Below are 17,095 nucleotides of genomic sequence, written 5' to 3'. Positions count from 1 at the left end.
GAGGGGGAAAAACACATGCACCGCAACCAGATCGCGGCGGCACTCGCCGTCGTCACGGCCACATCGCTGCTCATCGCGCCACCAGCGCAGGCGAGCGGTTTCGCCACCCAGCAGATCGCGTGGCAGCAGTGTTCCAGCGAACCCGGCTTCGAAAGACTGCAGTGCGGCAGCTTCACCGCGCCGATGGACTGGAACAACCCGCGCAACGGCAAGACAGTCACCATCGCCGTCAGCCGCACGGTTCCGTTGAACGGCAAGGCGAAGACCGCCGTCTTCACCAACCCCGGCGGGCCCGGCGGCGAGGGCCGCACGCTGCCGCTGGTCTACCTCGACCGGCCGAAGCTCAGCGAGAACGCGGAGATCTACGGCATCGACGTGCGCGGCACGGGCGCCAGCAGCAACGTCACCTGCGGCGGGTACGACACGCTCGGCTCGGCGGACCCGCGTGACCGCAGCAGGGCGAACCTCGACCTGATCTACGGCGGCATGGAGCTGCAGGCGAAGTTCTGCCAGACCAAGTCCGGCGAGTTCGGCAAGTACGTCACCACCGAGCAGACCGTGAAGGACCTCGACCTGCTGCGCCAGGTGCTGGGGCGCAAGAAGGTCGACTGGCTCGGCTACTCCGGCGGCAGCTGGATGGGCGCCTACTACGCCACCTACTTCCCCAAGACCCTCGACAAGATCGTGCTCGACTCGAACACCGAGTTCACCGGGACATGGCAGTCGGTGTTCGGCGACTTCGGTCTGGGCTTCGAGCGGCGGTTTCGCGTCGACTTCGCGCCGTGGGTCGCCAAGCACGACAACGTCTTCCACCTCGGCAAGACCGGTGAAGAGGTGCGGCAGGCCTACGAGCGGACACGCGCGAAGCTCGCGGAGCAACCCGTCACCCTGCCCGAGGGCACGTACTACCCGGTCACGCTGGACCTGGTGCTCGTCCAGGGCCAGTACAGCAAGTACGCGTTCGACAGCACCGCGCGGAAGCTGGCCGAACTGGCGGGCACGCTGCCGACACCGTTGACGGCGCAGGCGAGCTACCCGGACGCGCAGACCGCCACGCTGCACTCGATCGTCTGCAACGACAACAAGTTCCGCGGAGACCGCAAGTTCCTGGAACGCGACGCCGTGCAGGACGGCGCCAAGTGGCCGTTGCTCGGCTACTACCAGATCATGGGGCCGTGCGCGTACTGGAACCGGCCGGACGTGAACCTCAAGCAGCCCAACGGGATCGGTGTCGCGCCGTCGTTGATGGTGCAGTCCGAACGGGACGCGCCGACGCCGATCGAGGGCGCGAAGAGGGCCCACGCCGGGTTCGCCGGCTCGCGGATGCTGACCGTGAAGGACGAGGGTGACCACGGCATCTACGGGTTCGACAACGCCTGCGTCAACAACGTCGTCGAGCGCTACCTCGTCGACCGCGTGACGCCGTCCGGCGACCTGTCCTGCCCCGGCGTGCCGCTGCCCGAACCGGGTCAGCAGCAGGCAGGTCCGCTGGAGCAGGCGCGTGACCTCGCGGTCAGGCTCGGCTGGTGAGGGCGCACCTGGCCGCGTTCGCAGCCGTCACCGTGGCCACGTCGCTCCTGGTGGTGCCGCAGGCAGCGGCGGGAACGACGTTCGCGAACCAGAAGATCACGTGGCAGAAGTGCAGCGAGGCGCCCGGCTTCGAACGGCTGGAGTGCGGCTCGTTCACCGCGCCGATGGACTGGCACGCCCCTCGCAACGGCAAGACCATCACGATCGCCGTCAGCCGCACGGTTCCGTTGAACGGCAAGGCGAAGACCACCGTCTTCACCAACCCCGGCGGACCGGGCGGCGCCGGGCGCACGTTGCCGCTGATCTACCTGAACCGTCCGAAGCTCAGCGAGAACGCCGAGATCTACGGCATCGACGTGCGCGGAACGGGCGGCAGCGACAACGCCACGTGCGGCGGCTACCAGCACCGGCTCGCCACCGACTGGCGCGACCGGAGCAGGGCGAACCTCGACCTGCTCTACGGCGGCATGGAGCTGCAGGCGAAGTTCTGCCAGACGAAGTCCGGCGAGTTCGGCCGGTACGTCAACACCGAACAGACGGTGCGGGACCTCGACCTGCTGCGTCAGGTGCTGGGCAAGAAGAAGGTCAGCTGGCTCGGGTACTCCGCGGGGAGCTGGATGGGCGCCTACTACGCCACCTACTTCCCGAAGACGCTCGACAGGATCGTGCTCGACTCCAACACCGAGTTCACCGAGTCGTGGCAGAAGGTCTTCGACAACCTGCCGGCGGGATCGGAGCTCCGGTTCCGCGTCGACTTCCTGCCGTGGGTGGCGAAGTACGACAACGTCTTCGGGCTCGGCAAGACCGCGGAGGAGGTGCGCCAGAACTACGAGAAGACGCGCGCACGGCTGGTCGAACAGCCCGTCACGCTGCCGGACGGCACCGTCGTCACGCCGGTCCTGCTGGACGCGCTGATCTTCGCCGGCCTGTACAGCAAGGACTCCTTCGAGGGCACGGCACAGCTGTTCGCCCTGATCGCGGGCACCCTTCCCGTGTCACCGGCCGCCGTCAGGCAGTACCCGGACTCGATCATGGGCACGCAGATGTCGGTGCTGTGCAACGACACCCCGTTCCGCGGGGACCGGAAGTCGTTGGAACGCGAGGGCAACCGGAGCGTCCAGCGCTACTCGCTCGTCGGCGGTTACCAGATCACCGGCCCGTGCGCGTGGTGGGACAGGCCGGAGCTGAACCTCAAGCGCCCCAACGGCAAGGGCGTCGGGTCCGCGTTGATGGTGCAGTCGGTGCGGGATCCCGCGACACCGCTGGCAGGCGCGCAGCGGGCCCACGCCGGGTTCGCGAACTCGCGCATGCTGACCGTGCGGGACGAGGGTGACCACGGCATCTACGGGTTCGGCAACGACTGCGTCGGTGACGTGGTGGAGAGCTACCTCGTCGACGGCGTGGTGCCGTCGAGGGACCTGAGCTGTCCCGGCGTGCCACTGCCGGCACCCGGTGAGAGCACGGGCAACCCGCTCACCAAGGCACGGGAGCTGGCGGCCCAGGCCGGTTGGTGACTCAGAACGTGCCGGGGTGGGTGCGTCTGCGGCGAGCCGCGTACACACCCGCCTCGGTGCGGCGGTCGAACCCGAGCTTGTGCAGCAACGACGACACGTAGTTCTTCACGGTCTTCTCGGCGAGGAACAGGCGGTTCGCGATCTGCCTGTTCGTCATTCCCTCGGCGATGAGGTCGAGGATGCGGCGTTCCTGCGGACTCAGTGCGGCGTAACGAGGATCCTCCTCCGGGCCGCCCCGCAGCCGTTGCAGAACGGTCGCCGTGACACCGGCGTGCAGCAGCGACCCGCCGGAGGCGAGGGTGCGGACGGCGGCGACGAGGTCGTTGCCGGAAACCTCTTTGAGCATGTATCCGGACGCGCCCGCCATGATCGCGCCGAACAGCGCCTCGTCGTCCGAGTAGGACGTGAGCATCAGGCACGCTGGAGCCGGGTCCACCAGACTCCTGATCTCCCGGCACACCGTGACGCCGTCGCCGTCGGGCAGCCGCACGTCGATGATCGCCACGTCCGGTTTGAGCCGCGGTGCCTGGGCGACCGCGGACGTCGCGCTGTCCGCCTGGCCGACGACCTGGATGTCCTCGGCCTGCGCCAGCAACTGGACGAGTCCACGCCGCACGATCTCGTGGTCGTCCACCAACAGCACCGCTATCGCCATCTCGCCTCCTGCAGGACCAGCGGAACGAACCAGGTGATGCTCACCCCCGCACCGGGGATCGAGTCGACGGCGCAGTCGCCGTGGTGGCGCCGCGCCCGAGCCGCCATGTTCGCCAGCCCGCCCGTGTGAGGGGGCACTCCGGCCGGATCGTCAGCCAACGGCAAGCCACCGCCGTCGTCCTTGACCATGAGCTCAAGACTCGACACGGTGCGATCGACGCTCACGGCGACAGCGACGTGCGTAGCTCCCGCGTGGCGCACGACGTTCGTGAGCGCCTCTCGCAGCGTGGCGAGCAGATCGGGCCTGACCACGTCCGGCACGACGGTGTCCAACGGCCCTTCGAGCGACACGTCCGGCTCGAACCCGAGCAGCCGCGCGGACTCGTGCACCGCGTTGAGCAGCTGCCCGCGCAGGCTCGCGCTCCCGGACGGCGGTTCCTGCAGGGAGAAGATGGTGCGGCGGATCTCGCGGATCGTGTGGTCGACCTCCTCCACGAACCCGCTGATCCGTTCGACGACCTGCGGCTTGACGATCATCCCCGTCAGCCCCTGCAACCCCAGGCCCAGCCCGAACAGCCGCTGGATGACCAGGTCGTGCAGGTCCCGCGCGATGCGGTCGCGGTCCTCCAGCACGGCGAGTCGTTCGGTGTCGCCGCGCGCCCGCGTGAACTCCAGCACCAGCGCGGCCTGCGCGGCGAACGCCTCGATCAGGTCGGGGTCGTCGAAGCTGGGCTCGTTCTCAGGCCGCGCCACGATCAGCACACCGATCGTCCGTTCACCCACCCTCAGCGGCACGACCGCGCACGGCCCCGGCACTGCGGGCACCTTGCCCTCGTCGTGGCACTCGCCGAGGCCTGACTCGTAGACCCGGTAGGTGACGGTGCCCTCCTTCGGCACCCGCATCCCCTCGGCGTCGTACCGGCCGCCGTCGGTCACCTCGATGACCAGGTCCCCGTTGTGGTCGGGCAGGACGACGGCGGCGAAGTTCGCGTTGGCGGTACGGCGCGCCGTCTTCGCCACGAGGTAGAGCGCGTCACGGCCGTTCGTGCCCAGCAGCAGCCTGGTCGTCACGTCGGCGGCGGCCCGCAGCCACGCCTCGCGCTTGCGCGTCTGCTCGTACCGGTCGAGGTGCCCGACGGCGCTGCCCGCTGCCGTGGCCAGCGCGGTGAGGATGTCGCGGTCCTGGCTGGTGAACTCGGCCTTCCCGCTCAGGAAGAGGTTGCCGAACGTCTCGTCCTGCACCTTGATCGGCGCGCCCAGGAAGTCGGCGGGACCGATCGAGCGCGGGTCACCGGAGGTGATCTGGACCTGGCCGTCGTGCTGCGCGGTGAACTCCGCCAGCTCCTTGTGACCGTTGATCACGGCCAACGCTCCGTAAGGGGCCTCGATCAGGTCGCAGGCGGACTCAACGACGTGCCGTAGGAGGTCCGGCAGGGTGTCGTCCTCGGCGAACGACAGCACAACGTCCAGCACCCGCTGTTCTGTGCTCACGTTGCCGCCCACGGCTTCACCCCTTGGAGGGATAGAAGTGCACCGCACGAACGACTGAGGGTAACTCCCCTGAGTAGTCAAGGGGGAGACCATCACTGCAAACAGTGAACTTTGGGACTACTGAGAGTAGAGGGGTGTCTTAGTTGGGCGATGTGACGCTCAGTGCAGGCCGTGTCGAGCCGGTGCGGGTCATCGCCGCTTCGCGACGATCGCGATTGGGGCTTGACTTCGGGGCCCTTGCGAGGCCTTTCTCGGCCTAATAAAAGCCGGGCATGTGAAGCCCGGCCGAGTGGTCAAGTTTAAGGCCTCGCACCCGAAGTCAAGCCCCAATCGCCGTCGGGGTTGAGCCATCACCGCTGATCAGAGCCCGACGAGATAGGGACGCCTCGGCTTCGCCATCGCGTTGGGCGATGTGACGCTCAGTGCAGGCCGACGCTGAACCCCTCGTCGATCACCCCGCGGTAGATCTGCGGCGCGAACGTCCGCAGCCCGTGGTCGATCGGCCCGATGAACCCGGCCGAGTCCCCGAGCGGCAGCCGGTACCCGTTCTGCACCCGGTGGAACTCCCACAGCGGTTCCATCGTCGGGTGCGCGGGCCGGAACTGGTGGGGATCACGCGGGTGCAGGTCCACGCGCACCAGCGTCCGCCGCACCAGCGCGTCGGCGAGCTGGACGGCGCGTTCCTGGGTGCGGGAGATCGAGATCGCGCCCAGCTCCTGCCAGCCGACCGCCCACGGCATGCCCTGCGGGTCGTCGAGGCGGATGCCGCCCTGCTCGATGACGAGCTTGCGAGGGCGGGAGATCGTCTTCCACCTCACCACGGCCATCACGCCGATGCCCGTGAACGCGATGCCGATGACGGCCGCGATGCTGCCGCCCACCGGTTCACCGTCCATGAACGCCGTGACCGCGCCCACCAGCGCGAGGATGCCGAGGACGCCGGCGACCGAGCCGCCGATGAGAACTTTGCGGGTGTCGCTCTTGCCGAGGTCCAGGACGACGGGCTGAGGCGCTCCCCAAGCAGTCATGACCGCAGGTTACCGCTGATCAACAAGTCCGCGGCGGCGAACGGGTCGAGCTCGCCGGAGACCACGCGCCGCGCGAGGTCGTCCACCGGGCCGAAGCGGGTGCGGACCCGTTCCACGGCGATCGCCTCGATCTCGGCGCCCGCACGACGCAGGCGGCGTTCGAGCAACTCGCCGTGCGCGGTCATCCACGAGTGGTGTTCGGCGATCGCCTCGACGACGCGGTCGAGGCCTTCCTGGCGTGCGGCCACCGTTTTCACGACAGGTGGGCGCCAGGCCGGTCCTGAGCGGTCGCGGCGGCCCAGGGAGATCATGTACTTGAGGTCGCGCGCGGTCTGGTCGGCGCCGTCGCGGTCCGCCTTGTTGACGACGAAGACGTCGGCGATCTCCAGGATGCCCGCCTTCGCGGCCTGGATGCCGTCGCCCATGCCCGGCGCGAGCAGCACGATCGTCGTGTCGGCGAGGGCGACGATCTCCACCTCGGACTGACCCACGCCGACCGTTTCCACGAGGACCACGTCGAAGCCGGCGGCGTCGAGCACGCGCAACGCCTGCGGGGTCGCCCAGGAGAGGCCGCCGAGGTGGCCGCGGGTGGCCATCGAGCGGATGAAGACGCCGGGATCGGTCGCGTGGTCGCCCATGCGCACGCGGTCGCCCAGCAGTGCGCCGCCGGAGAACGGGCTGGACGGGTCGACGGCGATGACCGCGACGCGCTTGCCCTCGGCGCGGAAGGCGCGCACGAGGGCGTTGGTGGAGGTCGACTTGCCCACGCCGGGTGCGCCGGTCAAGCCGATGACCTGGGCGTTGCCGGTGTGCGGGGCGAGCGCCGCCGCGACTTCGGGCAACGACGAACTCGCCTGTTCCACCAGGGAGATCAGCCTGGCGACCGCGCGCGGCTCGCCGTCACGCGCGCGGTCGACCAGTCCTGTTACGTCAACAGCTGTGCCCACTGGCGCAGACTAGGCCTTGGCGGGCACGCGGATGATCAGCGCGTCGCCCTGACCACCACCACCGCACAGCGCCGCGGCACCCACGCCGCCGCCACGCCGCTGCAGCTCCAGAGCGAGGTGCAGGGCGATGCGGGCGCCGGACATGCCGATCGGGTGGCCCAGCGCGATGGCGCCGCCGTTGACGTTGACCTTGTCCTCGGAGATCCCGAGCTGACGGGACGACACGATGCCGACCGCCGCGAACGCCTCGTTGATCTCGATGAGGTCGAGGGAGGCGGGGTCGATGCCCTCCTTGGCGCAGGCGGCCTTGATGGCGTTGGACGGCTGCTCGTGCAGCGAGGCGTCCGGGCCCGCGACGACGCCGTGGGCGCCGATCTCCGCGATCCACTCCAGGCCCAGTTCCTCGGCCTTCGCCTTGCTCATCACGACCACGGCCGCCGCGCCGTCGGAGATCTGCGACGCCGAGCCCGCGGTGATGGTGCCGTCCGCGGCGAACGCCGGGCGCAGCTTGCCGAGCGAGTCGGCGGTGGTGTCGGCGCGCACGCCCTCGTCCGTGCTGAACAGGACCGGGTCGCCCTTGCGCTGCGGGATCGAGACCGGCGCGATCTCGGCGTCGAAGACACCGTTCCCGGCGGCCTTCGCGGCGAGCTGGTGCGACCGCGCGGAGAACGCGTCCTGCTCCTCGCGCGTCACGCCGTAGCGGCCGTTGTACTTCTCGGTCGACACGCCCATCGCGACCTGGTCGAACGCGCAGAACAAGCCGTCGTGCGCCATGTGGTCCTGCATCGTCACGTCGCCGTACTTGAACCCGCCGCGCGACTTCGGCAGCAGGTGCGGCGCCTGCGTCATCGACTCCTGGCCACCGGCCACGACGACGTCGAACTCGCCCGCGCGGATCAGCTGGTCGGCCAGGGCGATCGCGTCGATGCCGGACAGGCACACCTTGTTGATGGTGAGCGCCGGCACGTTCATCGGGATGCCCGCGGCGACGGCGGCCTGGCGGGCGGGGATCTGGCCGGCGCCGGCGGTGAGGACCTGACCCATGATCACGTACTGCACCTGCTCGGGGGCGACGCCCGCGCGTTCCAGTGCCGCCTTGATCGCGACGCCACCCAGCTGGGCGCCCGAGAAGTCCTTGAGCGATCCCAGCAGTCGGCCCATCGGGGTGCGCGCCCCGGCGACGATCACGGAACCGGACACAACTGCCTCCATTGGAAGAGCGAACGGTCGTTAACTAGGCACCATACCGGCGGCTACCGGGCGGTAATCGTGTGAGACCCCGCACAGCGGCACCTGCACCGATCACGTGGATACCCTTCCCCACCATGAACGCAGAACTCACTCGATTCGTGACCGCGATCGACCACGTCGGCATCGCGGTGCCTGATCTCGACGCGGCCATCGCGTTCTACCGCGACAACTTCGGCCTCGAAGTGGCGCACGAGGAGGTCAACGAGGAGCAGGGCGTGCGCGAGGCCATGCTGCACGCGCCCGGCGACCACGGCGGCACCGCGATCCAGCTGCTGGCGCCGCTGAACGAGGACTCGACGATCGCCAAGTTCATCGGCCGCTCCGGCCCCGGCCTGCAGCAGCTGGCCTACCGGGTGTCCGATGTGGACCTCGCGGCGGACGCGCTGCGGGCGAAGGGCCTGCGCCTGCTCTACGACGCGGCCAAGCGCGGCACGTCCGACAGCCGGGTGAACTTCGTGCACCCCAAGGACGCGGGCGGCGTGCTCATCGAGCTGGTCGAGCCTGCAAAGCGGTAGCCACGAACGCCAGTTCGCGGTCGATCGGGTCGTCCTCGTCGCTGTGCCGCGCCACCGAGTGCCGGTAGCTCACGGCCAGCGCGAGGAGGGCCGCGGCCGCCTCGACGTCCTTGATCGCGACGGCCGCGCCGCCCGCGGCGAGGATGACCTGCTTGATCTGCGCGGCGACGTTGTCGTAGCGCGCCCTCATGGCGTCGCGGACGGCCGTGTGCGTGTCCGCCTCACGCCACAACAGATGTGAGAGCAGCGGCGAGGCGTTCAGGCGTGCGTCGAGTGCCGCGACGAGCCTTCTCAGCGACTCCGCGATGTCCCCAGCGACGACGACCCTGCGGTGGTCGACCGTGCTGTCGGGCAGGCGCGCGACCAGTGCGGCGAGCAGGTCGTGCTTGCGGTTGAAGTAGTAGTGCACCAGGCCCTTGGGCACGCCGGCGCGTTCGGCGATCCGCGAGGTCGGGGTGGCGTCGAAGCCTCCGTCGGCGAACAGCTCCTCGGCCGCGGCCAGGATGCGCTCCTTGGCCGAATCCTCCACGCGTCTCCTCCACGGGTGTGTGGGCCCGGGACGTTTCCCAGGCCCACAGGTTTGCGATCGATCAGTGCGGTTGAGCCGCGCTGGAGTGCGCCGCGTTCGCGGCGGGCATCGCCAGCGCTCCCGCGGCCACGGTGAGCACACCGCCGACCCAGGAGACCCACGAGGCCGCCATCAGGTCGCTGTAGCTCATCACCCACGGAGAGATGAACAGCAGTGCTCCGAGCACCATCTGCACGTACTCCCCGTAGATCATCGCGGGCCGTGCGAGCTCGACGAGCCCGTCGATCGCGATGAGCGCGCCGAGCACGATCATCGTCCACATGGCCGCGTTCGAGGTGTCCACGACGAGCGGAGACAGCAGCACCAGCACGCCGATCGCCACCTCGGCCCAGTCCTGCCACCTGGTCCACGCCTTGGTCATCTCCACCACCTCCCTTTCTCGGACACCCTCGATGCTCCTCCTTGGTTGGCCGCCCGGTCAACTCTTCCGAGTGGAATCCCTCACAAGCGGGATTCTGAATCGGTTACTCCTGAGTAACCTCCGGCAACCTGCGACTATCCCTCACTAGGGAAGGAATGCCGCCGTGCAGAAGATCCTTGACGCGATCCTGGCCGACGAGCTGGACGCGATCGGTTCCTTGGACGTTCCGGAGAGCTATCGGGGCGTGACCGTGCACGCGGACGAGGCCGACATGTTCTCAGGCCTTGAGACGCGGGACAAAGACCCGCGCAAGTCGCTGCACGTCGACGAGGTCGCGACGCCGGAACTGGGTCCGGGTGAGGCGCTGGTCGCCGTCATGGCGTCCGCGATCAACTACAACACCGTGTGGACCTCGATCTTCGAGCCGGTGTCGACGTTCGGGTTCCTGCGCAAGCTGGGCGGCCGGCACGACCTGCCGTACCACGTCGTGGGATCGGACCTGGCCGGTGTCGTCGTGCGCGTCGGTCCCGGCGTCACCGCGTGGAAGCCGGGCGACCGCGTCGTGGCGCACTGCCTGGACGTGCCGCTGGAGGCGCCGGACGGGCACAACGACACGATGCTCGACCCGCAGCAGCGGATCTGGGGCTTCGAGACGAACTTCGGCGGCCTCGCGGACCTGGCCCTGGTGAAGTCGAACCAGCTGATGCCGATGCCGCGCCACCTCACGTGGGAGGAGGCGGCCTCGCCCGGTCTCGTGAACTCCACCGCGTACCGCCAGCTCGTGTCGACCAACGGCGCGAACATGAAGCAGGGCGACACGGTCCTGATCTGGGGCGCGTCCGGCGGCCTCGGCTCGTACGCCACGCAGTTCGCGCTGAACGGTGGCGCGACGCCCGTCTGCGTCGTCTCGTCGCCGGAGAAGGCCGAGATCGTTCGTTCCATGGGCGCCGAACTGATCATCGATCGTTCGGCGGAGGGCTACAAGTTCTGGAAGAACGAGCACGAGCAGGACCCGCGGGAGTGGAAGCGGTTCGGCGCGAAGATCCGCGAGCTGACCGGCGGCGAGGACCCGGACATCGTGTTCGAGCACCCCGGCCGTGAGACGTTCGGCGCGTCGGTGTTCGTGGCGCGCAAGGGCGGCAAGATCGTGACGTGCGCCTCGACCTCCGGGTACATGCACCAGTACGACAACCGCTACCTCTGGATGAACCTCAAGCACATCCTGTCGTCCCACTTCGCGAACTACCGCGAGGCGTGGGAGGCGAACCGCTTGATCGCCAAGGGAAAGATCCACCCGACGGTGTCCAAGGTGTACTCAATGGACGAAACGGGCCAGGCAGCGCACGACGTGCACCGCAACGCGCACCAGGGCAAGGTCGGCGTGCTCTGCCTTGCGCCGGAAGAAGGTCTTGGTGTGCTCGATCACGAACTGCGCGCGAAGCACCTCACAGCTATCAATCGATTCCGGGGTGTGTGACCTTCCGGGGTTACCCGAACGGGTAGCGTGAGGGGCATGGGCCTCGCCGACGACCGTGACCTCGTCCCACTGGGATCCGGCTTCGACATCGTCAAGCGCGGTTACGACCGCGCCCAGGTCGAGGATCATCTCGAACGCCTCGACTCGGACCTGCGGCTGCTGGCCGCGGACCGCGATGCCGCCGTGTCCCAGACGTCCGATCTGGCGCGCCAGTTGGAAGCCGCACGCTCGGAGATCACCGAGATGCGCAACCAGGTGGAGCGCCTGTCGCTGCCGCCGACGACCCTGGAGGGGCTCTCCGAGCGCCTCCAGCGCATGCTGCGGCTGGCGCAGGACGAGGCGAACGAGATCAAGGCCCGTGCCGAAGCGGAGGGCGGGCACATCCGCGCCAAGGCCGAGGCCGACGCGGGTGTGCTGCGCCAGCGCTACGAGAAGCTGATCGCCGAGCTCGACGACCGCCGCGGCTCGATGGAGTCCGAGCACAAGGGCGTCCTCGAAACGGCCCGCAACGAGGCCGAGAAGATCGTCTCCGAGGCCGAGTCCGCCGCCCGCAAGATCGCCGACGAGTCCGAGCAGCGCCGCGTGACCGTCGAGGAGGACTTCGAGATCGCGATGGCGGCCCGCCGCTCCGAGGCCATGGCCACGCTCGCCACCCAGGAGGCCACCTCGAAGGGCGAGGCGGACCGCCGAGTCCGCGAGGCCGCCGAGGAGGCGACCCGAGTCCGCGCGGCCATCGCGCAGGAGCAGACCACCTCGAAGGCCGACGCCGAACGCCGCGTGCGCGAGGCCACCGAAGAGGCGAACCGCCGCCGCCACGACTCGGTCACCGAGGCCACCGCCCGCATCCAGGAGGCGACCGACGAGTCGAACCGCCGCGTGCGCGAGGCCACCGAGGAGGCCAACCGCCGCACCACGGCGGCCACGCAGCGCGTCGACCAGCTCCGCAACCTCCGCAACCGCCTGTCGCACCAGCTCCACAACGTGCGGACGGCACTGCAGGAGGTCGTGCCGCTGCTCGACCCGGTGGACGAGGAGAAGCCTCCGGCGCAGGGTGCTCCGGCGCAGGCTCCTGGTGCGGCTCAGCCCGCCAAGCCGCAGCCCGCCCAGGCCCCAGTCGCTCAGTCCCAGCCCGTTCAGCCGCAGCCCGCCCAGGCCGTTCCGCAGGCGCCGGCCGCGCCCCAGGCTCCCGCTCCGGCACAGCCCGCCGCTCCGCAAGCCGCTCCGGCCCCGGCCAAGCCGCAGGCTCCCGCGCAGGCCGCGCCGAACAGGCCCGTTCAGAACGAGGCGGCGCAGCTCGACGGCCCCACCGCCAAGCTGGCGCGCCCGCAGACCGCCAAGAAGTCCTGACACCGCGAGCTCACACAGGGGTCCCCCGGCCAGGGGGACCCCTGATCTGTCACACCATCTTGGGGGAACAGGATGTTCGTGAAACCGCTCGGCGCGGACGCCGAGCTCAGGCCGTTGGAACCGTGGCAGGCCGAGGAGTTCTTCGCGCACATGGAGCGCGGGCGCGAGTTCATCGGGCAGCACATCGGGTTCGCGGACGCCGCCAAGGACCTGGAGAGCGCGCGCAAGCTCCTGCAGGGCTACGCGGAGAAGGCCGCGAACGACACCGGACGGATCTTCGGGATCTGGCTCGACGACAAGCTCGTCGGCGGCGTGTTGTTCCGCGTGATGGACATTCCGCAGGGGCGCGCGGAGGTCGGTTGCTGGCTGGAGCCCTCCGCGACCGGCAAGGGGTTGATCACGCGGGCGTCGAAGGTCCTGATCGACTGGGCGATTCGCGAGCGCGGCGTGCATCGGGTTGAGTGGCTGGTGTCGTCGGCGAACGCGCCCAGCATCGCGGTCGCGCGGCGGCTCGGGATGAGCAGGGACGGGGTGCTGCGCTCGTACTTCCTGTACCGCGGGGTCCGCCAGGACCTCGAGGTGTGGTCGGTGCTGGCACCGGAGTGGGAGAGCTGATGGACGACCTGGTGCTGCTGCACGCCTTTCCGCTCGACGCGCGGATGTGGGACGTGCCGGGCGCGCTGACGCCGTCGTTGCGCGGCCACGGCGAACCCGACCTCGACACCGTCGCGTCCCAGGTCCTCGCCGTGCTGGACGAACGCGGGCTGGACAGCGTCGTGCTAGGCGGTTGCTCGATGGGCGGCTACGTCGCGATGGCGCTCCTCAGGCGTGCGCCGGAACGCGTCAAGGGCCTGGTCTTCGTCGACACCAAGCACACCGCGGACGCGCCGGAAGCGGTCGAGAACCGGCACGCCATGGCGGACCGCGTCGAACGCGAGGGCGTCGGCGAGTGGCTGGCGGACGCGATGCTGCCGAACCTGCTGGGCCCGGACGCCTCGGACACAGCGCGGGCGCTGGTGCGCACCATGATCCTCGACCAGCGCGCCGAGGACGTGGCGTGGTGGCAGCGGGCGATGGCGAAGCGACCGGACTCGACGGACGTGCTGGAGTCGCTGGACGTCCCGTCGCTGGTGCTCGTCGGCGAACACGACAAGCTCACACCGCCCGACGTGGCCGCGAAGCTCGCCGTGACGCTCAACCACTCCACGAGCGAGCGCATCGAGAACGCGGGGCACCTGCCACCAGTCGAGCAGCCGGACGAGTTCCGCGCGCGGCTCGAACGGTGGCGCGTGCAGGTAGGCCTCTAGCGGCGGCGCGCGGTCGGTCCACGCCGGCCGCGCGAGTCCCAGCACGCCTGGTGCCAGTGACGGCGTTCCTCGACCGAGCCGGTCTCCTCGGCGGGCCACGCCACGACGTGCGCGACGCCGGGGCGGATCTCGTGGTCGCAGCCGGGGCAGCGGTAGGTCTTCTGCGCCTGCGCGCCCGAGATGGCGCGGACCAGCCAGTCGCCGTCGGGGCCCGACTCGGCGCGTGCCCAGCCGACGCCACCGCCGAGGGGTCGGTGGTCTTCCGGCTTGGGACTGTTACGACGAGGCACGGCCACACGGTAATGCGCTCGTAGAATCGGTCCGTGCCGACCTACGAGTTCCGTTGCCGAACCTGCGACGACACCTTCGACGTGCAGCGCCCGATGAGCGAGTCGTCCTCGCCGGCGTCGTGCCCGGAAGGCCATCCCGACACGGTGAAACTGCTGTCCATGGCCGGTATCGGCGGCACGCAGCAGGCCGCGCCCGGCGGTGGTGGCGGCGGGTGCTGCGGTGGCGGCTGCTGCGGCTGAGCCGAGCTAGGCCGTCTCGCGGTCGACCATCACCTCGGCGACCTTGCGGGCCTGGTCGCAGACGCTGCCGTACTTGCCGCTCGAGTCGATGACGATGATGCCGAGCCCGCCACCGTTGTAGGGCATGGCCACGACGCACGACGGTTCGACGTCCGGCTCGTCGGAGCGGTCGAGGTACGAGACCTTGTGCTCCTTCACGTCCCACTCACCGGTGGTGCGCTCGATGGTGATCTGCTTGGCCTCGCGGAACCGCAGCGAGACGCCGACCTCGACGTCGTCGACCTTGGTCGTCCAGCGGCAGGACTCCTCGAACGTGGAGTCGTAGTTGATCTGCGTGGGCGGCGTCTCGGCCTTGCCTCCGGGGTAGGGCAGGTCCGTCCACTTGAGCTTGGCGCAGACGGGCGTGACCTCGCCGTCGATCGGCGCGTTCTCCGGGTCCTCCGACGCGCTCGGGTCCGTGCCGGGGTCGGTGCTCGGGTCGGTGGAGCCCTCCTGGTCGAACGGGGAGGTGACGTCGAGCGGTTTCTGCGCGACAGGACTGCCCTCAACGGTCGCCCGCGCACAGCCGGACGCGAGGACGAGGACAGCCAACAGGAGCACCAGTCGACGCATGGCCACCACCATGCCAGACGCGACATGGTGCCCCTGTGAGCGGCTCACGAGTAGTCGCGGAAGCCCTTGCCGGTCTTGCGGCCGAGCCGACCGGCCGTGACCAGGTGCTCCAGCAGCGGCGCCGGCGCGAACCCGGGCTCGCGGAACTCGTTGTAGAGGGTGCGCTGGATCGCCAGCGACACGTCCAGCCCCACGACGTCGAGCAGCGCGAACGGTCCCATCGGCAGCCCGCAGCCGACCTTCATGGCGTTGTCGATGTCGTCGGCCTCGGCGTAGTGGGCCTCCAGCATCCGCACCGCGTCGTTGAGATACGGGAAGAGCAGCGCGTTCACGATGAACCCGGCCACGTCCCCGCAGTGCACGGGGTGCTTGCCGAGGTCGAGGCAGATCCGGCGGGCCGTGGCGACCACGTCGGCGCCCGTGGAGATCGTCTCGACGACCTCGACCAGCTTCATGACCTGCGCGGGGTTGAAGAAGTGCAGCCCCACGACGTCCGCGGGCCTGCTAGTGGCCGCCGCGACCTCGATGACGGGCAACGACGACGTGGTCGTCGCGAGCACGGCGCCGGGCTTGCACACCTCGTCGAGCGCCGCGAAGACCTCCTTCTTGATCCCGATCTCCTCGGCCACCGCCTCGACGACCAGGTCGCAGTCGGCCAGCTCCACGAACTCCACGGCGGGCGAGATCCGCTGCAAGGTCGCGTCGCGGTCCTGCTCCGACAGCTTGCCCTTGCTCACCGCGCGCTCCAGCGACTTGCGCACCGCGCCGATCGCCTTCTCGGCCTTGTCTCGGGTGCGAGCCCGCAGCACCACGTCGTACCCGCGCTTGGCGAACACCTCGGCGATGCCCGTGGCCATCGTGCCCGTCCCGATGACACCGACCCGCTGAACGTCACGAGCCTGCACACCACTGTCCACTTCGGACGGCGTGTGCACGTCCTCGACGACAACCGGCGAGTCAGGCCCGTCGTAGCTGTAGAAGCCACGCCCGGACTTCCTGCCGAGCAACCCGGCAGTGATCATCTGCTTCAGCAACGGCGCCGGCGAGTGCAACCGGTTGCGCGACTGGTGGTACATCGTGTCGAGGATCTCGTACGCTGTGTCCAGACCGATGAGGTCAAGCAGCGCCAACGGTCCCATCGGGTAACCACACCCGTACCGCATGGCAGCGTCGAGGTCCTCACGCGTCGCGTACTTGGCCTCCAGCATCTTGACCGCGTGGTTGAGGTACGGGAACAACAACGCGTTGGCGATGAACCCCGCCCGGTCCCCGATCACGACGGGCGACTTGCCCAGCCGCTCGGCGAACGCGACCACGTCGGCGATCACGTCCGGCTCCGTGACGACCGTGCGCACGACCTCGACCAGCTTGAGGACCTGCGTGGGGTTGAAGAAGTGCAGCCCGACGACCTTGCCGGGCCGCCCGGTGTGCACGCCGATCTCGGTGATCGACAACGACGACGTGTTCGACGCGATGATCGCCTCGGGCTTCAGCACCCCGTCGAGCTGCTTGAAGATCCCGGCCTTGAGCCCGACGTTCTCCGGCACGGCCTCGATGACGAGGTCGCAGTCCCCCAAGCTCTGAAGGTCGAGGCTCGTGCTGATCCTCGCGTGGAGCGCCGCACTCTCGTCCGCGGTCAGTTTCTCGCGCTGCACGGCCCGCGTGGTCGAGTGCTCGAGGTGCCCGAGGCCGCGCTCGACCCCGGCCGCGTCGACCTCCACCACCTTGACCACGAGCCCGGTACGCGCGAGTACTTCCACGATGCCCGCGCCCATGGTTCCGAAGCCGACGACTCCGACGGTGTTGATCTCGCGCGCCACTGCAGACCTCCCTGCGGGGTAAAGCGTGGGCTACCAAGGAGTAACTTGCGGGCGACTATGCCACTCCCGGCGCTGGTGAGCGTGGTGAGCTTCGCCATCGGGATCGAAACAGTGATCGGTTT

General features: G+C 69.3%; 18 protein-coding genes. 8 read left to right on the top strand and 10 right to left on the bottom strand.

What is annotated here, in order from left to right; genetic code table 11:
* Positions 1-15: 15 nt before the first annotated feature.
* Positions 16-1,530 carry an alpha/beta hydrolase gene (locus ACFWN2_RS27815; RefSeq protein ID WP_382432213.1) on the top strand — a complete coding sequence of 505 codons (1,515 nt, stop codon included), beginning with the start codon at positions 16-18 and terminating at the stop codon, positions 1,528-1,530.
* The gene (locus ACFWN2_RS27810) at positions 1,527-3,044 is read left to right on the top strand and encodes an alpha/beta hydrolase (RefSeq protein WP_382432211.1); all 1,518 of its coding nucleotides are present in this window, start codon (positions 1,527-1,529) and stop codon (positions 3,042-3,044) included. Before ACFWN2_RS27815 ends, ACFWN2_RS27810 begins: the two co-directional genes overlap by 4 nt.
* 1 nt (position 3,045) lies before the next feature.
* Here the strand turns inward: ACFWN2_RS27810 and ACFWN2_RS27805 are convergent, their stop codons facing one another.
* From ACFWN2_RS27805 to ACFWN2_RS27785, 5 genes are all read right to left on the bottom strand, one after another.
* Entirely contained in the window at positions 3,046-3,699 is a 654-nt protein-coding gene (locus ACFWN2_RS27805; RefSeq protein ID WP_382432209.1) for a response regulator, read from the bottom strand.
* Positions 3,690-5,201, bottom strand: coding sequence for a GAF domain-containing protein (locus ACFWN2_RS27800; protein ID WP_382432207.1), 1,512 nt, complete (start codon positions 5,199-5,201; stop codon positions 3,690-3,692). Before ACFWN2_RS27800 ends, ACFWN2_RS27805 begins: the two co-directional genes overlap by 10 nt.
* A gap of 407 nt (positions 5,202-5,608) precedes the next feature.
* Positions 5,609-6,217: a hypothetical protein gene (locus tag ACFWN2_RS27795; RefSeq protein WP_382432205.1), complete on the bottom strand. Its 609-nt coding sequence runs from the start codon at positions 6,215-6,217 to the stop codon at positions 5,609-5,611.
* Positions 6,214-7,164, bottom strand: coding sequence for a methylmalonyl Co-A mutase-associated GTPase MeaB (meaB, locus tag ACFWN2_RS27790; protein ID WP_382432203.1), 951 nt, complete (start codon positions 7,162-7,164; stop codon positions 6,214-6,216). The genes ACFWN2_RS27795 and meaB overlap by 4 nt, the downstream gene beginning before the upstream one ends.
* A gap of 9 nt (positions 7,165-7,173) precedes the next feature.
* Positions 7,174-8,364 carry an acetyl-CoA C-acetyltransferase gene (locus ACFWN2_RS27785; protein WP_382432201.1) on the bottom strand — a complete coding sequence of 397 codons (1,191 nt, stop codon included), beginning with the start codon at positions 8,362-8,364 and terminating at the stop codon, positions 7,174-7,176.
* 125 nt (positions 8,365-8,489) lie between these two features.
* Here ACFWN2_RS27785 and mce point away from each other — a divergent pair, with 125 nt between their 5' ends.
* A complete protein-coding gene (mce, locus tag ACFWN2_RS27780) occupies positions 8,490-8,930 on the top strand; it encodes a methylmalonyl-CoA epimerase (protein ID WP_382432199.1) in 441 nt (146 codons plus the stop codon).
* On the opposite strand, the gene ACFWN2_RS27775 is transcribed toward mce, so the two are convergent.
* Together ACFWN2_RS27775 and ACFWN2_RS27770 are read right to left on the bottom strand one after the other, a co-directional pair.
* Positions 8,899-9,459, bottom strand: a complete 561-nt coding sequence (locus tag ACFWN2_RS27775; protein WP_382432197.1) for a TetR/AcrR family transcriptional regulator — start codon at positions 9,457-9,459, stop codon at positions 8,899-8,901. The genes mce and ACFWN2_RS27775 overlap by 32 nt on opposite strands.
* Before the next feature lie 61 nt (positions 9,460-9,520).
* Positions 9,521-9,880 (bottom strand): SPW repeat protein, encoded by a 360-nt coding sequence (locus ACFWN2_RS27770; RefSeq protein WP_382432195.1) that lies wholly within the window; start codon positions 9,878-9,880, stop codon positions 9,521-9,523.
* Between the two features lie 163 nt (positions 9,881-10,043).
* Here ACFWN2_RS27770 and ccrA point away from each other — a divergent pair, with 163 nt between their 5' ends.
* The 4 genes from ccrA (at position 10,044) to ACFWN2_RS27750 (ending at position 14,011) form a co-directional block, all read left to right on the top strand.
* Complete coding sequence (gene ccrA / locus ACFWN2_RS27765) at positions 10,044-11,357, top strand: crotonyl-CoA carboxylase/reductase (RefSeq protein WP_382432193.1); 1,314 nt, start codon at positions 10,044-10,046, stop codon at positions 11,355-11,357.
* A 36-nt stretch (positions 11,358-11,393) separates the two neighbouring features.
* A complete protein-coding gene (locus ACFWN2_RS27760; protein WP_382432191.1) occupies positions 11,394-12,704 on the top strand; it encodes a chromosome segregation protein in 1,311 nt (436 codons plus the stop codon).
* A 72-nt stretch (positions 12,705-12,776) separates the two neighbouring features.
* Entirely contained in the window at positions 12,777-13,319 is a 543-nt protein-coding gene (locus tag ACFWN2_RS27755) for a GNAT family N-acetyltransferase (protein ID WP_382432189.1), read from the top strand.
* Positions 13,319-14,011, top strand: a complete 693-nt coding sequence (locus ACFWN2_RS27750; RefSeq protein ID WP_382432187.1) for an alpha/beta fold hydrolase — start codon at positions 13,319-13,321, stop codon at positions 14,009-14,011. The genes ACFWN2_RS27755 and ACFWN2_RS27750 overlap by 1 nt, the downstream gene beginning before the upstream one ends.
* Here the strand turns inward: ACFWN2_RS27750 and ACFWN2_RS27745 are convergent.
* Positions 14,008-14,301, bottom strand: a complete 294-nt coding sequence (locus tag ACFWN2_RS27745; protein ID WP_382432185.1) for a hypothetical protein — start codon at positions 14,299-14,301, stop codon at positions 14,008-14,010. The two genes, ACFWN2_RS27750 and ACFWN2_RS27745, sit on opposite strands and share 4 nt — an antisense overlap.
* A 33-nt stretch (positions 14,302-14,334) precedes the next feature.
* Between ACFWN2_RS27745 and ACFWN2_RS27740 the strand changes: the two genes are divergently transcribed.
* Positions 14,335-14,541, top strand: a complete 207-nt coding sequence (locus ACFWN2_RS27740; protein WP_319987431.1) for a zinc ribbon domain-containing protein — start codon at positions 14,335-14,337, stop codon at positions 14,539-14,541.
* Between the two features lie 6 nt (positions 14,542-14,547).
* Here the strand turns inward: ACFWN2_RS27740 and ACFWN2_RS27735 are convergent, their stop codons facing one another.
* Together ACFWN2_RS27735 and ACFWN2_RS27730 are read right to left on the bottom strand one after the other, a co-directional pair.
* Positions 14,548-15,153, bottom strand: coding sequence for a DUF3558 family protein (locus ACFWN2_RS27735; RefSeq protein WP_382432182.1), 606 nt, complete (start codon positions 15,151-15,153; stop codon positions 14,548-14,550).
* Positions 15,154-15,197: 44 nt separating this feature from the next.
* Entirely contained in the window at positions 15,198-16,973 is a 1,776-nt protein-coding gene (locus tag ACFWN2_RS27730) for a 3-hydroxyacyl-CoA dehydrogenase family protein (protein ID WP_382432180.1), read from the bottom strand.
* Positions 16,974-17,095: the final 122 nt, after the last annotated feature.

This window comes from Lentzea sp. NPDC058436 (genome assembly GCF_042721515.1).
Taxonomy (GTDB): Bacteria; Actinomycetota; Actinomycetes; order Mycobacteriales; family Pseudonocardiaceae; genus Lentzea.
The sequence above is the reverse complement of the archived record's forward strand: the minus strand, read 5'-3'. Positions and strand labels throughout refer to the sequence as shown.

What these genes read in the sequence shown, in the direction of transcription:
- ACFWN2_RS27815 (WP_382432213.1), top strand. Translation starts at nt 16, where the DNA reads ATGCACCGCAACCAGATCGCGGCGGCACTCGCCGTCGTCACGGCCACA.
- ACFWN2_RS27805 (WP_382432209.1), bottom strand. Translation starts at nt 3,699, where the DNA reads ATGGCGATAGCGGTGCTGTTGGTGGACGACCACGAGATCGTGCGGCGT.
- ACFWN2_RS27795 (WP_382432205.1), bottom strand. Translation starts at nt 6,217, where the DNA reads ATGACTGCTTGGGGAGCGCCTCAGCCCGTCGTCCTGGACCTCGGCAAG.
- mce (WP_382432199.1), top strand. Translation starts at nt 8,490, where the DNA reads ATGAACGCAGAACTCACTCGATTCGTGACCGCGATCGACCACGTCGGC.
- ACFWN2_RS27770 (WP_382432195.1), bottom strand. Translation starts at nt 9,880, where the DNA reads ATGACCAAGGCGTGGACCAGGTGGCAGGACTGGGCCGAGGTGGCGATC.
- ACFWN2_RS27760 (WP_382432191.1), top strand. Translation starts at nt 11,394, where the DNA reads ATGGGCCTCGCCGACGACCGTGACCTCGTCCCACTGGGATCCGGCTTC.
- ACFWN2_RS27755 (WP_382432189.1), top strand. Translation starts at nt 12,777, where the DNA reads ATGTTCGTGAAACCGCTCGGCGCGGACGCCGAGCTCAGGCCGTTGGAA.
- ACFWN2_RS27750 (WP_382432187.1), top strand. Translation starts at nt 13,319, where the DNA reads ATGGACGACCTGGTGCTGCTGCACGCCTTTCCGCTCGACGCGCGGATG.
- ACFWN2_RS27735 (WP_382432182.1), bottom strand. Translation starts at nt 15,153, where the DNA reads ATGCGTCGACTGGTGCTCCTGTTGGCTGTCCTCGTCCTCGCGTCCGGC.